This window comes from Helicobacter sp. 23-1044, from assembly GCF_053654695.1.
This window is the reverse complement of sequence record NZ_JBSIUQ010000001.1, coordinates 343,382-365,085: the sequence shown is the minus strand read 5'-3', so window position 1 is coordinate 365,085 and position 21,704 is coordinate 343,382. Positions and strand designations below refer to the sequence as shown.

Below are 21,704 nucleotides of genomic sequence, written 5' to 3'. Positions count from 1 at the left end.
GCATAAAATGGCAGTTAATTTAACAAAAGGACAAAAAGTCTCGCTTAAAAAAGATGACGGCTCGAATTTGGTTGAATTTTGCGTTGGTGCAAATTGGGGTGCTATAACACAAAGTGGGCTTTTTAGAAATAAAGTCGTGCCTGTGGATTTGGATTTAAGTGTGGTATGCGTGGGTGCAAATAAATCAATACAAAATATCGTGTATTTTGGCAACAAATCCGCACCGGGAATCGTCCATAGTGGCGATGATTTGACGGGTGATGTGGATGGCGATGATGGATTGGATAATGAGATTATTTCAATCAACTTAAATAGAGTGGATAGTAGCGTAGAGCAGATTGTATTTGTGATTAACTCATATAATCAAATCGACTTTGACAAGATTCCATTTGCAAGTATTAGACTTTATGAAGGCACTCCCACGCGCGTAAATAAGATTTTTGCATCGTATAATATCGCACACGACCACAATTTCGCATATAAGGTTGCGATGATTTTGGGGAAACTTTATAAACGCAATGGCGAGTGGAAATTCTCAGCCATTGGCGAACCTACGGCGGATAGAACGCTCAATGATTTGATTGCGCTATCAGTTGTGAAGTATTTATAGGTGGGCTGTGATGATAAAAATTGCATTATTATTTCTATGTGTTGCAAGTTATATTTTTGCAAACAATGGATATAAAGTTCCGCCTAGCAGTTCTACATTTGGATATGTGCCTGTCATTAGTGATAGGCAAATGGAGGAATGTGTGAGAGTCTATAATAACATATTGCGTATGGAGCGTAGTTTAAGCGGTTCAGCATCACAATACAATAACTCTGTGGATTGGTATAACAATAATTGCGCAGGTAAGCAATCTCAATCTGCGTTCGAAGCGACAAATAGGCTAAATAGAGCGCGTGGGTTGCCTACGCAAAATTGTTATTAGGGGGTGCGAAATGTCAGACATTAAAACTGCGATAATATTTGCAATTTTTGTGATAGTTGCCCTAATGATTGACTTTTTTGCTCATAGAAAAGATGAGAAAATCTCTTTGAAAAGCGCAAGTATTTGGTCGGTCTTTTGGATAGCGGTATCAATCGCCTTTGGAATCTACTTATATTATGCAAAAAGCGCAGAGATGGCGCATCTATTTTTCGCAGGATATATATTAGAAAAGTCACTATCTGTGGATAATTTATTTGTCATAATGGCGATTTTTTCTTGGTTTAAAATCCCGGATGGTTATAGGCATAGAGTGCTTTATTTTGGGATTTTAGGGGCGATTGTATTTAGGCTGATTTTTGTTGTGATTGGTAGCGAACTCTTTGCTTTGAGTCATTGGGTGCAAATTATCTTTGGCGCAATTATTTTATGGACTGCGTTTATGATGCTAAAATCAAACGATGATGATGAGGAAATAGAGGATTATTCTAATCATTTGGCGTATAGATTCGTGCATAAATATTTTAGCGTTTTTCCTAAAATGGTGGGGCATAATTTTTTTGTCAGCAAAAAAGTCGTAGATTCCGAGTTAGCAAAAAATCCATCGTTAAATTTCGTCAATAAAGGCACATTTTTAATCGCCACGCCGTTATTTTTGTGTCTTTGTGTGATAGAAGTTAGCGATGTAATGTTTGCCTTTGATAGCGTGCCGGCGGTAATTGCAATTAGTCAAGAACCACTTATAATCTACTCGGCGATGATTTTTGCGATACTTGGATTGCGAACGCTATATTTTATGCTTGAAGCATTAAAAGACTATTTGGCATATTTGGAAAAATCCGTAATAGTTTTGCTGTTTTTTATCGCTGTAAAGCTTATAAATAACGCACTTCATTCAATCTATGGCATTAGCGTTGAAATCTCATCATCGGTTAGTTTGTATGTAATCGCTGGTGTGCTAATATGTGGCGTCCTTTTAAGTATTTTTGCAAGAAAAAAGGAAGTTGCGTAGTGGATTTTTGAGATTTTATTTAGATTCTGCGTTTTTTTGTGTGAATCGCAGAATCTCACACGAAAAAATTCGTCATTGCGAGACTTGCGAATGCAAGTCGTGGCAATCCACGATTCTGTGAAATTTGGATTAGATTCTGCGTTTTTTATATTTTTCACACTAGAATTCTGCGAATCGCCCAAATTTCGCAAAATCTCGCAAAATCCCGCACTAGATTCTGCGATTCAAATCAATTTCGCATAATCTAGCGCAATTTATTTATAAATCTTATCTCGTTTGTCTAATTTGATACACAAAATAAGCATTTGAGTATCAAAAATTTCGCACACAAGGCGATAATCTCCCACACGATAACGCCAATATTCGCTTAACTCTCCCTTTAATGCCTTGCCCTTTATGCGTGGATTTTCTATTTTCTCTCAATTCGTTTGTAAAGTCTGCTATGCGCTGTTTGGTGGCGTTATCAAGCTTTGAAAAAGATTTTAGAGATTGCTTCGTGTAGGCAAATCTCATTTCAATCCCAAATCGCCATAAACTTCACTCGCCAAAAAAATCTCGCCATTTTGTATGAAATCTCTATGCGCTTTATCGGCGTCCTGCGCGTCTTTGAAGTCTTGTATCCACTCGATTATCGCTTCTTTTGCTAGCAAATCCTGTGTGATATTTTTTTCTTGCGCGATGGCGATAAAAGTGCTTTGCAAATCCTTTGGTAAATCTATGCTTAAAGTCATATTATCCCCTTTGGTGGTTTAGATTCTGCGATTCGCATTTTACGATTTTTTTCTATGCTCTATAATATGCTCGATGATTAAGAAAAGTGAGCCTAAAATCCCCGCCGTTAGCGAAGCGATGATGATTGAGAGCTTCGCTAAATCCGTGCTTGGGATATTATTTGGAAATGAAAGATTTGCCACGAAAATCGCCATCGTAAAGCCAATCCCCCCTAGCATACCCGCGCCAAAGATATTTATCCAGCTCACAGATTCAGGCTTTTTGGCGATTTTGATTTTGTCACAGATGAAGGTAAAAGTCGTAATGCCGATTGGCTTGCCGATGACTAGCCCCAAGATTATCCCAAGCATTATGTGGTCGATGTGAAAGTTTATGTCGCTACTTATCGCCACTCCCGCATTCGCAAAGCCAAAAAGTGGCATAATGAAAAAGTTACTCCACGGCGCGATTGCGTGCTCCAAGCGTAAAAATGGATTTTGCACGGCGTTTGCATTTTTGATAATATCGTGTGCGCACTCCATCTGCTTAGCGCAAAGCATAAGATTTTCTCGCTCTTTTTCTTTGCCTAAAAAGCGCGCCACAGCGTCATTTACCGCCACGCCAAAGGACTTGCTTTCTATCTTTGGGCGCACGGGGATGGTAAATGCGAGTGCCACAGCGGCGATTGTAGCGTGTATGCCTGTATTATGCACCGATAGCCACAGCAAAACGCCCACCGCAAGGTAGGGGAAAAGTGCGCGAATATCAAGCTTATTAAACAAAATCAGCACCAAAAGCAACCCAAGCGACAATCCAAACCACATAAACGAAAAGTCGCTCGTGTAAAATAGCGCGATTACGATGATTGCGCCCAAGTCATCGGCAACTGCCAGCGTTACCAAAAAGACTTTTAGCGCGACAGGCACGCGTTTGCCTAGCAACATCATAACGCCAAGCGCAAAGGCGATGTCCGTTGCCATCGGTATCCCAAAGCCATTTTGAGACGCCGTGCCAAAGTTTAGCGTGAAATAAATAATGCCCGGTGCAATCATACCGCCAAGTGCCGCAAACACGGGGAACGCCGCCTTTTTAAAGCCGACTAACTCGCCAAAGAGAAATTCTTTTTTGATTTCAAGTCCTACCACAAGGAAGAAAAACGACATCAAAATATCATTTATAAAGTGGTGCAAACTCATACCGATGAAAGTTTCGCCGATTTTCACGCCCACAGGTATCTCCCATAGGTGAAAATATCCGCTAGACAAAGGCGAGTTTGCCACTATCATCGCCAAAACCGCGCACACAAAAAGTAGCACACCCCCCGCAATCTCACTACCAAAAAACGCCTTAATCTTACTCATAAACTGCCTCCAAGAAATGTAAAAAATGGGAATTTTATCATAAAATACGACAGATTCTGCGAAATGTGTGGGGATTCTGCGAAATTCACGCAAATCGCAGAATCTAAAATCACTCACAAGATATTTTGCGCCACATTAGTCCTATTAAAATGCCTTGAATTATAAAAATAGTCTCCAAAATATTATGATAAAACCCATCAAAAAAACTCTGCGCACACATTCCACACACAAAAATACACAATCCCAATCCTATAAATTTTGTTTGATTATCGCTTGTTTTAATCGCCCTTGTGCCACTATAAAACAAAAATCCCTGCAAAATCGCAATGCAAAGCAATCCAATAATGCCATAGCACAGCGCAAGACTTGCGACAAAATTATGCGGATGATTGTATCCATTTTGCTGATAATTTGAATTTTCATTTGAGAAAATAATATATGAGCGATTTTGCGGATTGTATAAATTATAATAATGCCATAAATATTCGCCCACTTGAAATGGACCTACAATATGCGGTTTGAATGGATTATCCCAAAATGCCAAAAGCGTGGATTTTGTCATATTTAAGCGAGAAAGTGTGGAGTGGTCTAAATTGATTTCGCTAAGTCCGTTTTTCGTGCTTTCTTCCTCGCAATCTAACCATTTTGCACCAAAGCAAAGCGGGTCATATTTCCCCATCTCAACGGGCGTAGTTTGCCACACTTCGCTGACATTGCTAATAATATTATAGGCATTATACCGCATCGGCAAATCCTTGCTAAAATGCAACAAACCATAAATCGCAACACTTGAAATCCCCAAAAACGCAAGCAAAATCCACTTTTTATAATGATATTTATAAACAATAAATGGCACAAAAATCATCACGCCAAACGCCACAAAAAAACTTCGCTCACCATTGCCAATCATCGCCACTATGCTAAAAATAAAGCACAGCACAAAAATCCATCGCCATAAATTTTTAAACACAAAAATCCCCGCCAAACTTATCGCAATCGGCGCTAAAATCCAAATATTATAAGTAAAAATCGCCTTAAAGAAAAACGGAATATTTTGGATAAAACTCTCGTGATAAAATCCATTTTTACCAATCAAATAACACATCGCAATCACATTTACCACGCACATCAGCGCGAAAAAATGCACCGCCCTCCACGCTACTTTTTGACTTGCATATTTGCCAAAAAAATAGCACAGGCAAAATAGCGCAAAATATCCCACAATATGCTGATTTATCGCTCTAAGCAGTGCGCCAAAATTCTTTGGCGGCAATACGGAGTTAAAATAAGTTATAAATCCAAGTGTAATCAAAATCCCAATGCAAATCGCTGGAATTCGCAGAATCTGCCAATCTTTTTTAGAAAATCGCCTAAAATTACACAGCGCAAAAATCGCCCCAGCGATAAAAATAAAACTTTGCGCGCGAAAATTATTCAAAATTTTGCTAACGCCGATAGCATAGAAAAATATACCCACGCAAAGCAAAGTCAGCACAATAATTTCATTATGATTTTTTATAAACTGCAAAGTGCGTTTTAGACTATCCAAGCAATGCTCCCAAAATTGAATTTTATGAAAATTGTATCAAAAATTTAGTGATTTTTCACCCATTCGCAGAATCTGCTTTAATTTGTCATTATGAGCGAAGAAACTCTGTCATTGCGAGGCGCAGAATCTAATGGATTTTTTCGCTAGATTCTGCGAATTTTCGCAATAATTCCTCCCACTTCTCCATCACCACCTCTTTGCTAAATCTCTCCCCCACAAGCCTTTTGGCTTTGCCTCCAAATGCAATGCGCATAGATTCATCACTCATTAGCGCAATTAAGTGCTTTGCGTAAGCCTCCAATTCATTATCGCTCACCAAATAGCCACTTTTATTATGCTCTATAATATCGCTAGGTCCTGTGGCGATGTCAAAAGCAATGCAAGGCAAAGCATAGCTACTTGCCTCCGCCAAAACCATACCAAAGCCCTCAAAGTGCGAAGCCATCGCATAGATACTCGCGCCCAAATATTCGCGCTCTATTTCTTTGGTAAATGGCTTTAAGATTATAGAATCTTGCAAGTTTAGGGATTTGATTTTGGATTGTATCTCGCTTTTTAGGGGACCATCGCCTACGATAATAAGTCGCCATTCTTTATCGGTGAATCCTTTGTCTTGTGCAACAATGTGCCAAATATCAATCAATCGCAAAAAGCCTTTTTGGTCGCCATTATCCATTCGCCCCACGCTTAACACCACTTTTTGCGCAGAATCTGTGCTTTTTTGCGGGATTTGTGGCAAAAAGTTTGGGATTACAAAGACATTTTTATGATATTTTTGCCAGATAGAGAGTTCATTTTTGCTTAAAATGATAAGAGAGTCAAACATATCATTTCGCTTGTTATATTTTGCAAATCGCAAATGATGCAATTTAAGATATTTTGTCCGCTTTCGCCTAAAAAACGGCGCATAAGTCCAATCATTTGTGATAATCATATCGGCGCGTTTGTATCGCCTCCATATCTTAAAGCTGATGAAAATCTTATGAAAATTTTTAAAATACAGCTTCAAAAGTGGATTTTTGCAGAATCTATCTCGCATACTATTTTCATCGCACTCATATTCAAAAGAACACTTCGTTTTTATAGCATAAGGCAGGGATTTATGCGCCCTATAAAAACTCAAAATTTCGACATTGTGCCCAGATTCTGCGAGGGCATTTGCGAGATTGACGCACACGCGCTCCGCCCCGCCTGTGATAGAAATGTCATTTATGGTGAGTAAAATTTGCATTTTTGTCCTTTTCAAAGGCGCGATTTTAGCACAAAATTTGCCATAATCGCAAATGAAAATGCAAGTAGATTCTGCGAATTTATAGATTTTTTACGATTGCCTTTTTCGCAGAATCTATATCAAAAATGCCATTTTTTGCTCTGGCGTTTAGCGTGGCGAAAATCTCATCGATAAAAGTAGAATCTAGCCCATAATCTTTTGGATTTGTAGAAATTTCTAGCTTGTCAAAAAGATTTAAAAGTCGCTTTTTAAAAGGCGATAAAAGCGCGTTCGCATTGCTTGACTTTGGCAGACAATCTAGTAGCAAAGGCAGACTAAAACTACACGCCAATCCGTGTGGTGTGCCAAAGCGCATAGTGAGCGGATAGCTTAGCGCGTGTGCTAGGGCGGTTTGTGTGTTAGAAAAGGCAAGTCCTGCGTAAATGCTAGCTTGCATTATGTTTGTGCGTAAGGGCAGCGAATCTAAATTGCGACTTAAATCCACCAAATCACGCAAAATAATCTCTATCGCATTTAGCGCGTAATGCGTGGATATGGGATTTGCATTATTATTCCAAATAGATTCAAAGCTATGACTTAGCGCGTCAAGTGCTGTGTGTATAGTGGTTTTGCGTGGCAGACTTAGCGTCAAGTGCGGGTCATAAATCGCCTCTTTTGGATAGAGAATTTCATCGCTTAAAGAATGCTTAATAAAGGCGTCATTGTCCCAAATGGTCGCCCAATGCGTGAGCTCGGAGCTAGTGCCGGAGGTGGTGGGGATGGCGTAGATGGGTATGTTTTGTGTTTTGTGGCAATTTGTTCTGGGGTATTCATTTGCGTTGTTTTGATACGAAACTTCGCTCAATGGACGATTCAGTCCTATTTTCGCTCGTTCCGCATCAAAACAACGCAAAGCAACACCGCCATTACTTCGATTGTTTGATTGCGAATCGTGCGATGTGTGAGATTCTTTGTCTTTTAAATTATTCGCAATTCTAGTATCTTGCGCGAGATTGGATAAAGAAACTTCGGCTTTACCTTGTTTTGTGGGTTGTGCCGAAAAATCCGTGCAAGATAAGGCTGGACGCCTATCGAGTGCGGATTTTTCAATCTCCCGCAAAGATGGTTGCTTCGAGCTTTCGCCCTCGCAAATTCTACGCTTTGCTACGAATTGCGTAAGAGACGAATTGCTTTTTAAAAATTTCGCGCTATCAATTACGCTCCCTCCACCAAGCGCAATAATCGCGTCAAAATCTGCTAATTTAGATTTTATATCTAGCAAATGCTTTAACTGCGGATTTGGCGTAATCTCATCGACAATGTCGACAAGTTGCGTCCCTAGCGCGTTTGCAATCTTATCGCTTAACCCCCTTTTGCTAAATCCCTTGCTTGTAACGAGCAAAAATCGCACACCTTGCAAACGATTCGCCACGCCTTTAATCGCCTCTAAATAATCCACGCCAAAGCGGATTTTCACGGGATTAAAATAAGTAAATTGCATTTTCTTCCTTAAAATAAGCCTAAATTTAACACGCTTTAAAATTTAAACTTCTTTATTATTTAGCCACGCGCCAAATCGTTGTGCCACTTGCTTTGGGGTGATTTTTGGGCGTCCTAAATCCTTTTTGCTCCCCTTTGCAATATCAAGGTAAATAAAATATGCCCCGCCATTTTGTGCGTCCAAAAATTCACCCAAAATCGCGCTAAATTCATCTAAATTTTGCGCCCTTTTTGCCACTTCGTAGCCACAGGATTTTGCGATTGCCACAAAATCCACAAATGGCGAGAGATTAAACTGCCCACCCGTGCTATCGTGGCTTTGATTATCTAGTAAAATATGACAAAAATTTCCTTTATTTGTAATCTTTGCATAATACGCATTGCCAGCAAGTGTGCCAAGTCGCATTAAAAGCGCGCTATCGCCATCGATGGCTATGACTTTTTTGTGCGATTTTAGCGCGATTCCAAGCCCTAACGCGCTTACACAGCCCATAGAGCCTACCATATAGAGCTGATTTTCTTTGTCGCCTAGCTCGTAGAGTTCGCGCCCCGCTTTGCCTGTGGTGGCGAGTAGGGCGCAATTTTGCCCTAAATTTTGAATGATTTGCAGGGCTTGCAATCGTGTGGGTTTGGCGTCGTGCCTTATTTTGTCATTCTGAGCCGTAGGCGAAGAATCTCTCTTGTTTTGAGATATTTCGCTACGCTCAATATGACAAAGTATAGGCGAATTTGTCAAAGCGACTTTTTCAAAGCAATGATTTCGCACGATAAAAAAGAAACTTTTATTAGATTTTAACACGGCTTTTGCGTGGGATAACTGCTCACACGCCACTTCTAAATTAGAATCCAAAAACGCACATTCCACCTCGCAAGTTTGTAAAAGTTTATCGGTGATTTTTCCTAGCAATTCGTGCTGTGGCTCATCGGTATTAACTCCGCTCTCATTTGGCTCACCACGCAGGGAGACAAAGCCAAGTATAGGGATATTAAAAGTGTGATTTAGGCTTGTAAGCGGAGATAACGCATTGCTTAATCCGCTATTTTGCATTAGCACCACGCCAAATTTTTGCGCGTTTGTCTCTTTGGCACTTTCGCGGGATTCTGCGCACTCAACTGCTCGATGAACCTCTAGTTCTATCTCGCAGTTTCGTGCTTGAAAACCCACGAAATTATCCAAAGATACTTCCGCGCAGTCGCTGGTTGTTTTGGATTGCTTCGGTGAATCTTGCGATTCGCCTCGCAATGACGAATCGTTTCTAGATTCAGCATTTAAAACAATTCTAGTATTTGCGGTAGTGCTTGTGGAGTTTTTGCAAAATTTTGGGGCTGAGACTAGACTAGCGGTCTGCGAAGTCTCAAAATTTTGCAAATCTACGCAATGGTTACCCAAAGACGAATTGCCCACAAGGCTAATCCCGCTAGCAATCGCCACCGCCTCGCCTTCATTATTTGCCATTATAAAGGCATTTTCATTGATTGCCCAATTTATCAGTGGCGCAAGATAGCTACACGGCACACCTGCAAAATCGCTAAATCCTAGCCTTTTTAGCTCCGCTCCAAAATCCTCTGTCCGCATTTTGTCCCTTTTTTGAAATGTTAATTTTTTATTATCGCTATGCTTAGATTATCGCCTATGGGGAGTTTTTGGGCGTTTGATAAGCCACATTCACTCATAAACTCGCTCACCGCTTCTCTCACGCCCACATATCCAGCCGAAAAATATTCGTGGATTAGTATCACGCCACCGCGCACCATTTTGGGGTAGAAAAATCTTAGCCCCGCCAAAATCGGCTCGTATAAATCCGCATCAAGATTTACAAAGCAAAATTTCTCATTTTCTAAACTATTTTCTGCGCTTTGTGGAAACCAGCCCTTTTTTACCACGCATTGCTTTGGGTAGGGCATTTTGCCTAGCACGAGTTCTACGCTTGTGTTTGAAAAGTGCTTTTTGCCTAGACTTGCGCCCATTGCGCCATCTTTGCTTTGCGCTAAATCTTTGTCCTCAAAGCCCTCAAATGTATCAAATAAATACAAAATTTTGTCCTTGAAGCATTCATTTATACGCCGTGCAAAATCCCCACGATAGACGCCTAGCTCTGCGACATTGCCTGCTAGATTTTGCGCTTTTATTTCTTTGGCGAAATTTTCTAAAAATATTTCTCTTGCGCGAACGCTTAGCTCGATATGGCTTACATCGATTTTATCCCGCGCTATGCCTAGCGATTCAAGCTGTGCGCGGATTTCATAAAATCCCGTGAAAGTGCCGATGACAATAGAATCAAAATCTAGTTTTTGTAGCACTTCGCTTGGGTGGATTTGAAAGGTTAATGGCGCACTCAAAGCACTATTCCCCCCCCCCCGTTAGAATCTAGCTTTATACTAGAATTTGCTTTTAACGGGTCATTATCAATAAAGCACAAAATTTGCTCACCTTTTTGGGCTAGATTTTGCGCGATTAGCCGTCCGCAGTTGCCTGCACCAAAAATTACTATTTTACTCATTGTATGTCCTTTCGCGCTTGTCTTTTAGGCTAAAATCGTGGATTTGCAAGTGTGGGTCGGTGCTACGCACAGACACTTCAACTCGCTTCCTCGATGGACTATCTGTCCTATCTTCGTTGCTCGTTTCGCAAAACCCCGATTTTATCTCTAAAATACTTCGCGCACTTGCTTTTATAGATTTTTAGTTTTACAAGTTTTCGCTTGTGAATCTAAATTACCCACCCCCTTAATCCCCCTCCGCAAGGGAGGGGGAGATAGAGAAAACCCCTCCCCTTGCGGGAGGGGTTTGGGGTGGGGTATTTTTAATTTGTCATATCGTGCCCGGGATTAGTGAGAGAATCTCTTTCACACTCATACATTGCCCCTCTACCTCTGCGCTTCTATCATTTTCCAAAATCCCCTGTGCGACTTGCTTCATCGCTACAAAACTAGCTCTAAGCAAGTGATTTGCGTAAATGATGATATTTGCCCCAGCCTCTCCCAACTCACGCGCAGTGATTTCATTAAAACTTGTCGGCACGACTACGATAGGCGTTAGGCTATTTTTGGCGCGAAATTTAGCGATAAACTCCAAAATCTCATTTGGGCTTTTGTGGCGCGAGTGTATCATTATCCCATCAGCCCCTGCATCGACATAGGCAAACGCCCGATTTAGCGCGTCCTCCATTCCTTTATCCAAAATCAGCGATTCAATCCGCGCGATAATCATAAAATCGCTTGTGATTTGGGCGTCTTTGCCTGTGCGAATCTTGTCGCAAAAGTCATTGATATTATCCTGCGTTTGCGCCACTTCATTGCCTAAAAGCGAGTTTTTCTTTAATCCTGTCTTATCCTCGATGATACACGCACTCACCCCCGTGCGCTCCAAGCTCCGCACCGCAAAGGCAAAATGCTCGATTTTCCCACCCGTATCGGCATCATAAATCAGCGGTTTTGAAGTAACCTCAAAAATCTCATTTATCGTATTTAGGCGACTTTGTAGCTCCACAGCTTCGATGTCTGGCTTCCCACGCGAAGTAGAATCAGTGAGCGAACTACTCCAAAAACCATCAAATTCGATTTTTGTGCCGTTTTGATTCACAAAGGCATTTTGCGCGATGAGTGCCGAAATCGCCGAATGGGTTTCGATAAATCGCAATGGCGTTTTAGCGTGAATCAATCGGCGCAGTAGCGATAATCTAGCATTTGTGCTAATGCCTATGGCACGGGCATTTTCGTTTAGCTGCGTGGAGCTAATGCCCTGCGTGTAATGAGGCTCAACTAGCTCCCCGTAACCTAGCTCATTTAGCGTATCTATCACATTTTGGCGCGTTTTTGCCTGTGTGCCACTTCGCCAATCATCGCCGTGAATGACAAATGCGGGTCGCAAAGCGCGGATATTGCCCTCATAGCTTAGTGTGTCTTGCGGGATTACTCTATCGATTAGCGCAATTGATTCTAGCACGGCTTTGCGCTGGTCGTAGTTCATATAGGGCAAGCGTTTGTAAGAGGCGATTGCTTTGTCTGTGAGCAGTCCCACGACTACTTCACCACACACTTTGTCGGCGTAATCTCTGGCGATTTTTAGGATATTGATATGTCCGGGGTGGATTAAATCTGCGCTCATTGCGACATATACGGATTTTGCGTTATGGTTGCTAGATTCACGCGACATAAGAAACCCTTTTGTCGCTAGAATCTAGCTTGATAAAGGCAATAAAGACTACAAATCTAGTGGCGCGTTTTACTCTCTCTCTCTCTCTCTCGTGGCGCGTTATGCCAACTATGCGGAAAAAGTAATCATCTTCGCCATTAAATGGTGCAAAGCCCTTGTCCTCTTTGGCAAAAAGCACTTCATAATCATCGCTTAAAAACTCGCACAACGCTTCAAAATCCACAAATCGCCTATAATGATTGTCATAAATAAATGCGTCTTTTTCTACCATTTCACCGCGTCCATAAAGTGAGTTTTTGTATCCTCTGCATTCGATTGCCAAAATCCCGCTTAGATTCTGCGCTATCCATTTAAAGAGATTGCTTTGCTGTGTGGCGTTTATCGAGTGAAGCGTAAAGCGTGAGTATATTGCGTCAAATGCAAATTCTGCGTTTGGCAATGCCGTAAAATCCCCGCTTTGAAACGATAGATTTGCGCTTTTGTGGCGTTTGTTTAGCGTGGCAATCATATTTTCGCATTGGTCTATGCCTAGAACGCTTATGCCTTGCTTTGCGAAATACACACTATCGCGCCCATTGCCACAGCCTAATTCGATAAGTTTTAAATTATTACCACGCAATGCTAGGTAATTCTCCCATACAAACTCCGCGAATAATGACGGCTTTTCGCTCCCGCTGTGCTTTGCATAAAATTTACTCCAATAACTTTTGTCCATATTTACCCCTATTCTCTCACATTTACGATTCCATAAGATTCATCGCTAATGTCAGTCCAATTTTTCTCAACATAAATCCCCCCCCCCCGTTACGCTATTGCTATTTATTTTGTAAGCACCATAAATTAGCCATTTATTTGGCTCGTGTTTGAAGCTGTCATCTGGTCTTGCGTGGATTATTTCGCGTGTTTTGGGATAGTTTTGCAAGATATTTTTTCCGACTTTTTGGCAACCATTTGGCAGATTTTCGCAAAAAATGGTAGAAATATCATAGTTTGCCATTAGGCGATTATCCACTTTTAGTGCGCCTTTTGCGTTAAAATCTTTGAATAAGAAAATTATATCCGGTCCTATGGTGCGGGGTTTTAGCTTATCCATCGGTATATTTATGCTATCATCCCCAGCGTGGTCGCTTACAATAAAAATCTGCGTGTTATCATAAATGCCCTCATCTTTTAGCCACGCGATGTAGCGTGAAATATATTGCAGTGCGCAAACTTCCGTATCAAAATGCTGATAGGAATAACGCCCTTTTTGCATTGATGGCTTGTGGGGATTATTATTTTCCCAAATGGTATTTTGATTTAGATAGTTGCACTCTCCATTATTTGCATAAATTCCATAAGGTGCGTGCGTCATAAAACTATGAAAAAATTTAAATGTAGGTTTTGTAGCGTTTGTATCGCCTATGTGCGTGGCAGCATAAAGTGTGGAAATGTGATTTATAACCGTATTATTATCTATGCCCTTTTGCCTATGAGATTGCATTCTATTATAAATACGCACTCTAAAATACGCCTCAGGCATAAACTTAAACAGCCCAAAACCAAACATCTGCCATATATCAAAGTATTTGCCACTATTTAGCTTTTCGCTCAAAGATGGATTTTGCGATAAAAAATACTTTTTAAAATGCTCGTGATTGTCTAACCAAAATATATTAGATTCTGCGATTAGCGCATTTCTATTTTGGATGTGAAACATCAAAAATCCCACCAAATATCCCGCATCCGCGAAAGATAATCCTATATTTTTATAGGCGTTTGCGCTAGATTCTGCGGTATTATCGCCACGCGCATTCATATTATAAATCGTATAGTAGGGACCCGCCACAAGCGAAGGTAGCGAATAAATCGTAGCATTCGCACTAGAAATCGCATTTGGAAAAAGTGTAAATCCATCAAGCGCGGTGTTAAAATGCGGAAATCGCTCCAAAATATAAGGCATATGCGACCCGCTAAACATATCCAATACAAAAATTACGATGTTTTTTTGCGTTTTGGAATACGAAAAAAGTTCGTTTTGATATGGCGCAGTAGGAGATTCTGCGAAATTATTTGCAGAATCTTGCGTAGATTCTGCGATGTTTGATTGAAGTGCAGAATCTAATCGCTTATTTAGGATTTGCGCCACATTTAGCGCACTTACAACAAATAGTGTGGCAAAAATTATTTTCATCGCAAGGCGTAATTTTTTTAGCATAAACAGCAAAAATATCGCCCCCACAAACGCCACAATGCCAAACTCCACAAAGCGTTTAAGGCGCATTTGCGGGTCATTAAATGGCAATAATGTTTTTTGGAAGACAAATCTATCCATCGCGCCATAATCGCCCACCAAAACAAAACTATACACAATGCCGACAAACAGGGCAAAACTCATCATAAAAGCATAGATTTTGCAAATGCGCTTTGGGATGAAATTAAGCACATAAATCGCAAAAACACTAATTAACGCAAATGCCCCAAATAGCGCGGAGAGCGTGGCAATCGTTTGCGATGAATCAAACTGCGAAACATCGCTTTTATAAAGTGTGTAGGGATTAAAAACGCAAATAAGAAACGCAATGCAAAGGACGGCGTAAGTGGCGATTTGGCGGTATATTTTGTAATCATCGCCATTAAATAAAATGCGAAAAATAGCAAGGATTTTCCTAAAAAATGTGGTAGATTCTGCGATATTGCGCGTTTTTTCGTCATTGCGAGATTCTGCGAATTTTTCAATTTTGTCATTCTGAGCGAGTGAATCGAGCGAAGAATCTCTATTTAGATTCTGCGTTTTTGTGCGAGATTCTGCGAATTTTGTGCGATTCGCAGAATCTGCGGAATGATTACCCGAATTGCTAGAATTGCTAGAATTGCCACGCCATTTCGCCCACAATGCCCGTAACAACGAAAACATCATATTTGTCGTCCAATATAACACTAATGCACTAGGCATTTGATAAAGTAGCACCAAAAATATTAGCGCAATCACCACACCTTGAATCTTCGCACCCCTATCTTTTGCCACAATCCACACATTTACAAGCGAAATGATTGTCATTAAAATAGGGAGCAAATGCACGCCAAGCACATTATCAGGCGCACTTAAATCAGCAATCCAAAGAAATGAAACGCCCCTAATCCCATCAAATTCATTCAACAAACACAGCACTGCAATAAAAAACGGCACTTGCAATGCCAAACCACCAAGCGCAGATAGCGCGAAAATGGGGTGATAATGCTTTTGGCGATAAAGCGTGCGGATATAGCTTTGCAACTCCGCGCCCTTAAATACGCGCTTAAATTCAGCGATTTTTTTGTCGCATTGCGCTTTGAGTGCGCTAAATTTACCTGCCTTTTTATCCGCCCAAATGAAAATTTTTAGCAAAAAAATATTGACAAACAAACTCAAAAGAATAATGCTTATCCCCCACGACTTCACAAACGCGAAAATATAACCTAGCGCGAGATTTAGAGTGAATTGCAATGGGAAAATAAATAAAAAATATAACGCTTCAATAATATCAAACTGCATTTTTGTCCTTTAATGTAGAAATGGCGGTATTTGCAAGGTCGCGCTGTGCTAAAATGGATGGATTTAGTTGCGCCTCTAAAATCTCTTTTTGGATTTGCAGAATCTCTAATGCGGCGTTTTTACCGGCGCAAAATGGATGCTTCCAAAGTAGATTTGCGATGGATTTTTGCGCTAGATTCTGCGAAAGCGCAGAATCGATGATAGTTTGCAAGTTTGCAAAATCATTTTCATTTATTTTGCCACCGATTTGCTTCAATGCCTTAAAAGTCCAAAATTCGCCTATATTAGTCGAATCATAAATATCTGCCAAATCATATCCCGCGCTATCAAAGGCAAAATCCATCGTAATCACAGGCTTGCCCTCCAAACACACAAAATCAAAAATCACACTTGAAAAATCACTAATCATTAAATCCGCTTTTGCGAATGCGATGACATTTGGCGTGCCGATGTCCCATTCGACATTTTTGTAGTTTGAGAGTGTGCTTTGGAGGTGTTTGATATTTGCGCTTTCAGTTTCGCCTATTAGGCTTTGTGGGTGAGGGCGGATAACGATATTATAGGGGGATTTTGCCAAAGGCTCTAAAAGTCGCATACCATATTTGCTAAGTAGCGTTTCTTTGCCCCAAGATGGCGAAACTAAAATGGTAGGTTTGCCTTTTTTGTGTGCTTTTTCTTTGATAGATTCACGCAAAATCGCTAATTCATCTAAATATGTCGAGCCGACAATGGCGATATATTTGCGTTTAATATTATGTGCCTTTTCAACTTCGCGCACGAAATTTTCTTGCACTTCATTTGTAACTAGCACCGAGTCAAAATAATCCACCCCAAAGGTGCGATAAGTCATCGGCGTAAGTGAATGCACGATATGGCAATAATGCTTTACGCCACGACTGCGCTTAATCTGCAAGACTTGGAGGCTAGGCGTTGTGAGAACGCAAATATCGGCATTTAGCATATTTAGGCGCGTATATGCCTTATTGCCAACGCCGATAAATTCTTTAATGCTAAAATTATTAGATTCGCGTTTGAATGCGGGGTCGGATTCATCGCTGGCGAGATAAGTATAAGGGTGATTTAACGAATCTAGCGTGTCTAAAATGGGCTTAAAAGTGCCATAATATCGTGCTCCCTCGCAGTAAAAAGTGATAGATTCTGCGTTTAGCGCAGAATCTGCGCAATTAGTGCTTCGCCCCCCCCCCGTTTTAGTTAGCGAAAATCTCAATCCCTGTGATGAAAAACTAGTGATTTTATAAAATAGGTTTTTGAAAAAATAAATAGCAGAGGCAAATATCGCCACAAGCGAACTCAACAAAAGCGAACCCGTCCCCGGGTCCAAATATGCGTGTAGATTCTGCGAAAAAAGCAAGATTGCAAAAATTAATGGCAAAATATGTCCTTTTTTTGAAAAATAAAAATCAAAATTGTAGCATAAAAATTTTTAATGTAAAATTCATATTTTTTTAAGCGAGTTTTTCAAGCGAGGCAAAATGACATTTTTCAACTCTTTCAAATCCAAAAAGCGCGGAAAGTCAAAGGATTCGCCTTACAATATCCCGCTAATTAGCGGGGCGAAGCAGTGGATTGCCACGATTTGCGTGATTTTGCTAGTTTTCATCGCTAGGGTAGGGTGGGAGTATCACAAATACGCAAATCTGCCCTTTGAAAATCCCGCCGAAATCCAAGCGCAGGTGCTTTTGCAATATCAAAAGACAAAGCCTGATAAGCCTGATAAGCCCTATTTTGTGATGAAGCTAGATTCGCAAGGGCATATTTTTTATATCACTTCGCGCGATGATTTGAAGGATTTGCAGGGGCGATTCGTGCGTGTGTGGGGCAAGGTGGATAAAAAATGCGACTTTGTGGATTATTTTAAATCCTGCTTTTTTATCGCGTTTTCGATTTCTCTAATGCCACAGCGCGAGTTTAGTGCGCCTTTGAAAGAGTATTTTGCCACGCAGCACGAAAATGTAATTCAAGCAAGTCTCTTTGGTGCGCTATTTTTCGCGAATTCATTGCATAAAAAGTGGCGCGATGTCGCAAATCGCTTGGGTTTAGCGCATATCATCGCTATAAGTGGCTATCATTTGGGCGTTTTGAGTGCGTTTTTGTTTGCGATTTTTGCGCCTGTGTATCGATTTTTTCAGGCGCGATTTTTTAGCTACCGCAATGAATTTTATGATTTAGGCGCGATTATTTTGCTTTGTATGTGCGGATATTTGGTGCTTTTGGATTTTACGCCTAGCTTTTTACGCGCGCTTGTGGCGGGGATTGCTGGATTTTTATTGCTATTTTGGGGATTAGAGCTTATTAGCTTTAAAATGCTAGGGTTAGTGGGGCTAATCTGCGTTGCGATTTTCCCCACCGCGCTTTTTAATATCGGCTTTGCGCTATCGATGGCGGGGGTGTTTTATATATTTTTATTCGTGCGCCACTGCCCAAAAATGCCTATCTTGCCGTATTTTGCGCTATTTAATTTGGCAATATTTTTTACCATAACGCCAATCGTGCATTATTTTTTCCCCTATTTTTCGCCATATCAATTAGTCAGCATTCCTGTAAGCGTGGCGTTTGTGGTGTTTTTCCCGCTTGTGATTGTGCTACATATTTTTGGATTTGGCGGGATTTTTGATAGATGGCTTGATATGGTGGTAAATGCGGAGATTCCTAGCATTGATTATTATCTGCCCTTGCCGTTTGCGCTAATTTATGTGGCACTCAGTTTTTGCGCGATTGGCTCTAAAAAAATCTATGTGATTATGCTACTTTGTGCGCTAGGCTTTTGGGGATTTCTTTTGGTGCGATTTGTGCAGAATTTATAGATTCTGCGTATTGACGCTATTTTTGTGTGTTCTAACAATATATGTAAAATCTTTGTTGTTATCCATTAGATATTCTATCCCGCTTGTAAATATTATTTCAATTTTATCATCAATTATCAAATATCTATCGTGTAAATTTGCAAAATTATGATGAATCCTATCGGCTTTAAATCTCCATTTTGAATTGCTGATTTGACTAAATTGTGGGGTTCGCCCCATAATTGATTGCGGATAAAATATATTTAAGATTTTGTTTGGAAAGCATTGTGTGGCAAAATCAATAAATGCACTCCATACATTGTCGCTAAAAAGATAAGCATCGTATATAAAAATACAATTTGCATTTTTAAGTAAGGCACTTAAATGTTCTAATGCTTTTTGTCTAGATTCTCCAATAAAAAAAGTTGCTGTAAAATTATTTTCTATTTTATCAGTATAGATAGAAATATAGGGAAAATCTACACGCTTTTTGCTGGATAATATGACTTTATAAATAGTGCTTTTAGCGATTGTTTCTATGGAATCCCAATTTATAGATGAGTTAGACTGCAATAATGCTTGCTGTGTATCGCGTGAATAGTATTGCAAAAAATAGTTTTTTGTAAAAATTGGGTAATCTTTATAGTAATGCAGTATTTTTTCTATTATTTTTACATTACAGTGTTGATTGTTTTTAAATTTGCAAAGTTCGCTAGCTAAATCATCATCTATTGCCAAAGAAAAATTCATCACATCATCTCTAATAATTCATCTAAATCGCTATCGAAAAATCCAGCTGGAAATTCTATAATTTCATTGTTTTTATTGATATATTTACCACTATCATTGATTTTTATACAATCAAAGGGCATATCAAAATTTTCTTTATAATAGATTTGTATATCATCTTTTGAAATTTGCTGTTTAAACACGCAATATCTTATTTTGTTGATTATATGCTCGGAGTGTGTTTCTAAAATCACTTGAATTCCACCATTAACCAAAAATACAAAAAACTCTGCAAACTTAGAAATAGCTTTTGGATGCAAATGCACTTCGGGATTTTCTACGATGAGTATATCCCCCTTTTGTAGAGATAGTCCTAAAATAAGAATTTTTGCAAGATAACTCACGCCTGCACCGAGATTAAATGGAGATAATCTAAATTTTTCTAAATCTATATTTTCATATACAAGCTTAATGTTTGTGTTGGTGATTTTTTCCGTTCTTGGGATTAAATTCAATGCCAAAATTCTCTTTAACCAATAATTAACTTGCAATTCTAATATGCTTCCATCTGCTTTATTTGATATTAGAGATTGATTTTGCAATGATTGACCTTTTTGCTGTTCATAAAAGCCGAAAATATATTCCCCATTAACACCACATTTTTCATCATTGTCGTTTTTGGGTAAATTTTCTTGTCCAATACGATTTGCAGAGATATAATATAAGGTTTGCTCAAAAGCGATTAAAGATGTTTGCTTTATTGTGTTCCATTGCTCATTAAATATCAATGCTTCCATATTTTTATTATTAGTTTTGGGTTGAATTTTTATTTGTTGATTTTGACTAGATTTTTTAATGAGAGATTTACTATCGCCAAGTTCTTTGATGTATTCTTTTAGGGAATTATTATTTTTAGCAGAATGATAAGAATACAATAATATAGCTTGTATTACACTTGACTTACCTGATGAGTTTGTGCCTGTAAGTATAGTTAGTGGTTTAAGGTCAAAAATTTGTTTCTCTATGCTTTTAAAATTTTGTATATTTACACTTTGAATCATTTTATATTGCCTATTAGATTTTTTGCTTGTTTAAAGCGGTTTTCTACATTTGTGGTCACATCAAGACCACTTTTAAAGTTGCCAGATTTATCAAATGTATCTTTTAAGGCATCTAGTGCTTTTGCATCTATTTTTAAATTATTTTGAACGCATATAGCAAAAGCAAATCCTAAACATTCAAACAACGCCATATTAACGGGACGCTTATTTTTATTATCATCATTATTAAAGCGAAAAACATCACTTCCAAAATATTTATAGGCAAACTTCATAGTTTTATCAAAAATATCTTTTAACTCTACAAGAATCGCAGAATCTGCTTTATTTAAAAACTGCATCGTATCTGCTAAAAAATCATCTATATTGCCTTTATATTCAATGTCGCCAAGCTGTTTTGAAAAATACAGATAAAAACTAATAAATCTTAGAGCCACATACCTATCTTTCATTTGTTTTGGATTTAACGAATTGCCGGTAGCTTTTTTAAAACTATTTAATTCGCTTAATTCTTTTATCAATTTTGTTGATTGTCCATAATATAAAGCATTACGCATTTCTTGGTTGTTTAGCTTTGTTCCGCCACGATTAACTCTATCAAATATGTCAAATTTTACTCGTTCGGGTGTTGGCGGCTGTATTATATATATGTCTATTTGATAATCTTCTATTTTTCGTTGTTGTATAGGCTCTAATTCTTTAAATTTGGCTTCCTTTTTTATGTTTTTCATTATTGATAATTTAATTAACCCAAATTTATTATTCATAAAATCAATTGCTGTTGCAATTCTCTGTCTTCCATCGACAACTTGAATATACCCATATCGTGCTTGAAAAAGATATATAATCGGTATAGGAATGCCCATTAAGATAGATTCTATAAGTTCAGATTCTTGTTTTTTATCCCAAACTTTATTTCTTTGAAATTCTGGATTGAGAATAATATCGCCTCTCTCACAACGCCTTTTGATTTCAAAAAGACTCATTCTACCCTTTTCTATGCGAATAGATTCTAATGGATAAACTTCATCGCTATAACAAAAATCATTATATAGAGTTTCCTCACCTTCAAGTTCTTTACTCGCAAGTTCTTTACTTGCGCTAATATTTTTACCCATTAAAATTCCTTATTTTTTTAATATCATATCATAATTTTATCAACTTTCACTTTT

Annotated in this window: 21 protein-coding genes; 5 read left to right on the top strand and 16 right to left on the bottom strand. The window is 39.1% G+C overall.

Annotated elements, in window-relative coordinates; translation table 11 throughout:
• Positions 1 to 7 precede the first annotated feature (7 nt).
• Genes ACWIUD_RS02180 through ACWIUD_RS02165 form a run of 4 tightly spaced genes read left to right on the top strand, consistent with a single transcriptional unit; the run spans position 8 to position 2,184 of the window.
• Positions 8 to 610 carry a TerD family protein gene (locus tag ACWIUD_RS02180; RefSeq protein ID WP_454146237.1) on the top strand — a complete coding sequence of 201 codons (603 nt, stop codon included), beginning with the start codon at positions 8 to 10 and terminating at the stop codon, positions 608 to 610.
• Positions 611 to 617: 7 nt separating this feature from the next.
• Positions 618 to 932 carry a hypothetical protein gene (locus ACWIUD_RS02175; protein WP_454146235.1) on the top strand — a complete coding sequence of 105 codons (315 nt, stop codon included), beginning with the start codon at positions 618 to 620 and terminating at the stop codon, positions 930 to 932.
• Positions 933 to 942: 10 nt separating this feature from the next.
• Positions 943 to 1,941 carry a TerC/Alx family metal homeostasis membrane protein gene (locus ACWIUD_RS02170; RefSeq protein WP_454146233.1) on the top strand — a complete coding sequence of 333 codons (999 nt, stop codon included), beginning with the start codon at positions 943 to 945 and terminating at the stop codon, positions 1,939 to 1,941.
• Positions 1,942 to 1,977: 36 nt separating this feature from the next.
• Entirely contained in the window at positions 1,978 to 2,184 is a 207-nt protein-coding gene (locus ACWIUD_RS02165) for a hypothetical protein (protein WP_454146231.1), read from the top strand.
• Positions 2,185 to 2,195: 11 nt separating this feature from the next.
• Here ACWIUD_RS02165 and ACWIUD_RS02160 read toward each other — a convergent pair whose 3' ends face one another.
• The 13 genes from ACWIUD_RS02160 to ACWIUD_RS02100 all read right to left on the bottom strand — a co-directional run bounded on the left by ACWIUD_RS02160 (position 2,196) and on the right by ACWIUD_RS02100 (position 17,334).
• Positions 2,196 to 2,339 carry a type II toxin-antitoxin system RelE family toxin gene (locus ACWIUD_RS02160; RefSeq protein WP_454146376.1) on the bottom strand — a complete coding sequence of 48 codons (144 nt, stop codon included), beginning with the start codon at positions 2,337 to 2,339 and terminating at the stop codon, positions 2,196 to 2,198.
• 111 nt (positions 2,340 to 2,450) lie between these two features.
• Positions 2,451 to 2,672 (bottom strand): hypothetical protein, encoded by a 222-nt coding sequence (locus ACWIUD_RS02155; RefSeq protein ID WP_454146229.1) that lies wholly within the window; start codon positions 2,670 to 2,672, stop codon positions 2,451 to 2,453.
• A 39-nt stretch (positions 2,673 to 2,711) separates the two neighbouring features.
• On the bottom strand, positions 2,712 to 4,013 hold the full coding sequence (nhaA, locus tag ACWIUD_RS02150) for a Na+/H+ antiporter NhaA (RefSeq protein ID WP_454146374.1): 1,302 nt from the start codon (positions 4,011 to 4,013) through the stop codon (positions 2,712 to 2,714).
• A 109-nt stretch (positions 4,014 to 4,122) separates the two neighbouring features.
• Positions 4,123 to 5,562, bottom strand: coding sequence for an O-antigen ligase family protein (locus ACWIUD_RS02145; protein WP_454146227.1), 1,440 nt, complete (start codon positions 5,560 to 5,562; stop codon positions 4,123 to 4,125).
• A gap of 127 nt (positions 5,563 to 5,689) precedes the next feature.
• Positions 5,690 to 6,793, bottom strand: a complete 1,104-nt coding sequence (locus ACWIUD_RS02140; RefSeq protein WP_454146225.1) for a glycosyltransferase family 4 protein — start codon at positions 6,791 to 6,793, stop codon at positions 5,690 to 5,692.
• A gap of 79 nt (positions 6,794 to 6,872) precedes the next feature.
• Entirely contained in the window at positions 6,873 to 8,273 is a 1,401-nt protein-coding gene (locus ACWIUD_RS02135; RefSeq protein WP_454146223.1) for a phosphonoacetaldehyde reductase, read from the bottom strand.
• Between the two features lie 42 nt (positions 8,274 to 8,315).
• Entirely contained in the window at positions 8,316 to 9,848 is a 1,533-nt protein-coding gene (locus ACWIUD_RS02130) for a thiamine pyrophosphate-dependent enzyme (RefSeq protein ID WP_454146221.1), read from the bottom strand.
• Between the two features lie 20 nt (positions 9,849 to 9,868).
• The gene (locus ACWIUD_RS02125; protein ID WP_454146219.1) at positions 9,869 to 10,612 is read right to left on the bottom strand and encodes a TylF/MycF/NovP-related O-methyltransferase; all 744 of its coding nucleotides are present in this window, start codon (positions 10,610 to 10,612) and stop codon (positions 9,869 to 9,871) included.
• On the bottom strand, positions 10,609 to 10,773 hold the full coding sequence (locus ACWIUD_RS02120; RefSeq protein ID WP_454146217.1) for a hypothetical protein: 165 nt from the start codon (positions 10,771 to 10,773) through the stop codon (positions 10,609 to 10,611). Before ACWIUD_RS02120 ends, ACWIUD_RS02125 begins: the two co-directional genes overlap by 4 nt.
• Before the next feature lie 310 nt (positions 10,774 to 11,083).
• Positions 11,084 to 12,379, bottom strand: a complete 1,296-nt coding sequence (aepX, locus tag ACWIUD_RS02115) for a phosphoenolpyruvate mutase (RefSeq protein WP_454146372.1) — start codon at positions 12,377 to 12,379, stop codon at positions 11,084 to 11,086.
• A 37-nt stretch (positions 12,380 to 12,416) separates the two neighbouring features.
• Positions 12,417 to 13,142, bottom strand: coding sequence for a class I SAM-dependent methyltransferase (locus ACWIUD_RS02110; RefSeq protein ID WP_454146215.1), 726 nt, complete (start codon positions 13,140 to 13,142; stop codon positions 12,417 to 12,419).
• Between the two features lie 66 nt (positions 13,143 to 13,208).
• Positions 13,209 to 15,941, bottom strand: a complete 2,733-nt coding sequence (locus ACWIUD_RS02105) for a YidC/Oxa1 family membrane protein insertase (RefSeq protein ID WP_454146213.1) — start codon at positions 15,939 to 15,941, stop codon at positions 13,209 to 13,211.
• Positions 15,931 to 17,334: a CDP-glycerol glycerophosphotransferase family protein gene (locus tag ACWIUD_RS02100; RefSeq protein ID WP_454146211.1), complete on the bottom strand. Its 1,404-nt coding sequence runs from the start codon at positions 17,332 to 17,334 to the stop codon at positions 15,931 to 15,933. The genes ACWIUD_RS02105 and ACWIUD_RS02100 overlap by 11 nt, the downstream gene beginning before the upstream one ends.
• A gap of 100 nt (positions 17,335 to 17,434) precedes the next feature.
• Between ACWIUD_RS02100 and ACWIUD_RS02095 the strand changes: the two genes are divergently transcribed.
• On the top strand, positions 17,435 to 18,766 hold the full coding sequence (locus ACWIUD_RS02095; RefSeq protein ID WP_454146209.1) for a ComEC/Rec2 family competence protein: 1,332 nt from the start codon (positions 17,435 to 17,437) through the stop codon (positions 18,764 to 18,766).
• On the opposite strand, the gene ACWIUD_RS02090 is transcribed toward ACWIUD_RS02095, so the two are convergent.
• The 3 genes from ACWIUD_RS02090 to ACWIUD_RS02080 are packed head-to-tail and all read right to left on the bottom strand — an operon-like array spanning position 18,761 to position 21,650.
• On the bottom strand, positions 18,761 to 19,495 hold the full coding sequence (locus ACWIUD_RS02090; protein WP_454146370.1) for a hypothetical protein: 735 nt from the start codon (positions 19,493 to 19,495) through the stop codon (positions 18,761 to 18,763). The two genes, ACWIUD_RS02095 and ACWIUD_RS02090, sit on opposite strands and share 6 nt — an antisense overlap.
• Entirely contained in the window at positions 19,495 to 20,535 is a 1,041-nt protein-coding gene (locus ACWIUD_RS02085) for an AAA family ATPase (protein ID WP_454146207.1), read from the bottom strand. The genes ACWIUD_RS02090 and ACWIUD_RS02085 overlap by 1 nt, the downstream gene beginning before the upstream one ends.
• Positions 20,532 to 21,650: a DUF262 domain-containing protein gene (locus ACWIUD_RS02080; protein WP_454146205.1), complete on the bottom strand. Its 1,119-nt coding sequence runs from the start codon at positions 21,648 to 21,650 to the stop codon at positions 20,532 to 20,534. The genes ACWIUD_RS02085 and ACWIUD_RS02080 overlap by 4 nt, the downstream gene beginning before the upstream one ends.
• Between the last annotated feature and the right edge of the window lie 54 nt (positions 21,651 to 21,704).

Coding starts and splice junctions, on each gene's coding strand:
- ACWIUD_RS02180 (WP_454146237.1), top strand. CDS start 8: ATGGCAGTTAATTTAACAAAAGGACAAAAAGTCTCGCTTAAAAAAGAT.
- ACWIUD_RS02170 (WP_454146233.1), top strand. CDS start 943: ATGTCAGACATTAAAACTGCGATAATATTTGCAATTTTTGTGATAGTT.
- ACWIUD_RS02155 (WP_454146229.1), bottom strand. CDS start 2,672: ATGACTTTAAGCATAGATTTACCAAAGGATTTGCAAAGCACTTTTATC.
- nhaA (WP_454146374.1), bottom strand. CDS start 4,013: ATGAGTAAGATTAAGGCGTTTTTTGGTAGTGAGATTGCGGGGGGTGTG.
- ACWIUD_RS02140 (WP_454146225.1), bottom strand. CDS start 6,793: ATGCAAATTTTACTCACCATAAATGACATTTCTATCACAGGCGGGGCG.
- ACWIUD_RS02135 (WP_454146223.1), bottom strand. CDS start 8,273: ATGCAATTTACTTATTTTAATCCCGTGAAAATCCGCTTTGGCGTGGAT.
- ACWIUD_RS02130 (WP_454146221.1), bottom strand. CDS start 9,848: ATGCGGACAGAGGATTTTGGAGCGGAGCTAAAAAGGCTAGGATTTAGC.
- ACWIUD_RS02120 (WP_454146217.1), bottom strand. CDS start 10,773: ATGAGTAAAATAGTAATTTTTGGTGCAGGCAACTGCGGACGGCTAATC.
- aepX (WP_454146372.1), bottom strand. CDS start 12,379: ATGAGCGCAGATTTAATCCACCCCGGACATATCAATATCCTAAAAATC.
- ACWIUD_RS02110 (WP_454146215.1), bottom strand. CDS start 13,142: ATGGACAAAAGTTATTGGAGTAAATTTTATGCAAAGCACAGCGGGAGC.
- ACWIUD_RS02105 (WP_454146213.1), bottom strand. CDS start 15,941: ATGCAGTTTGATATTATTGAAGCGTTATATTTTTTATTTATTTTCCCA.
- ACWIUD_RS02095 (WP_454146209.1), top strand. CDS start 17,435: ATGACATTTTTCAACTCTTTCAAATCCAAAAAGCGCGGAAAGTCAAAG.
- ACWIUD_RS02090 (WP_454146370.1), bottom strand. CDS start 19,495: ATGAATTTTTCTTTGGCAATAGATGATGATTTAGCTAGCGAACTTTGC.
- ACWIUD_RS02085 (WP_454146207.1), bottom strand. CDS start 20,535: ATGATTCAAAGTGTAAATATACAAAATTTTAAAAGCATAGAGAAACAA.
- ACWIUD_RS02080 (WP_454146205.1), bottom strand. CDS start 21,650: ATGGGTAAAAATATTAGCGCAAGTAAAGAACTTGCGAGTAAAGAACTT.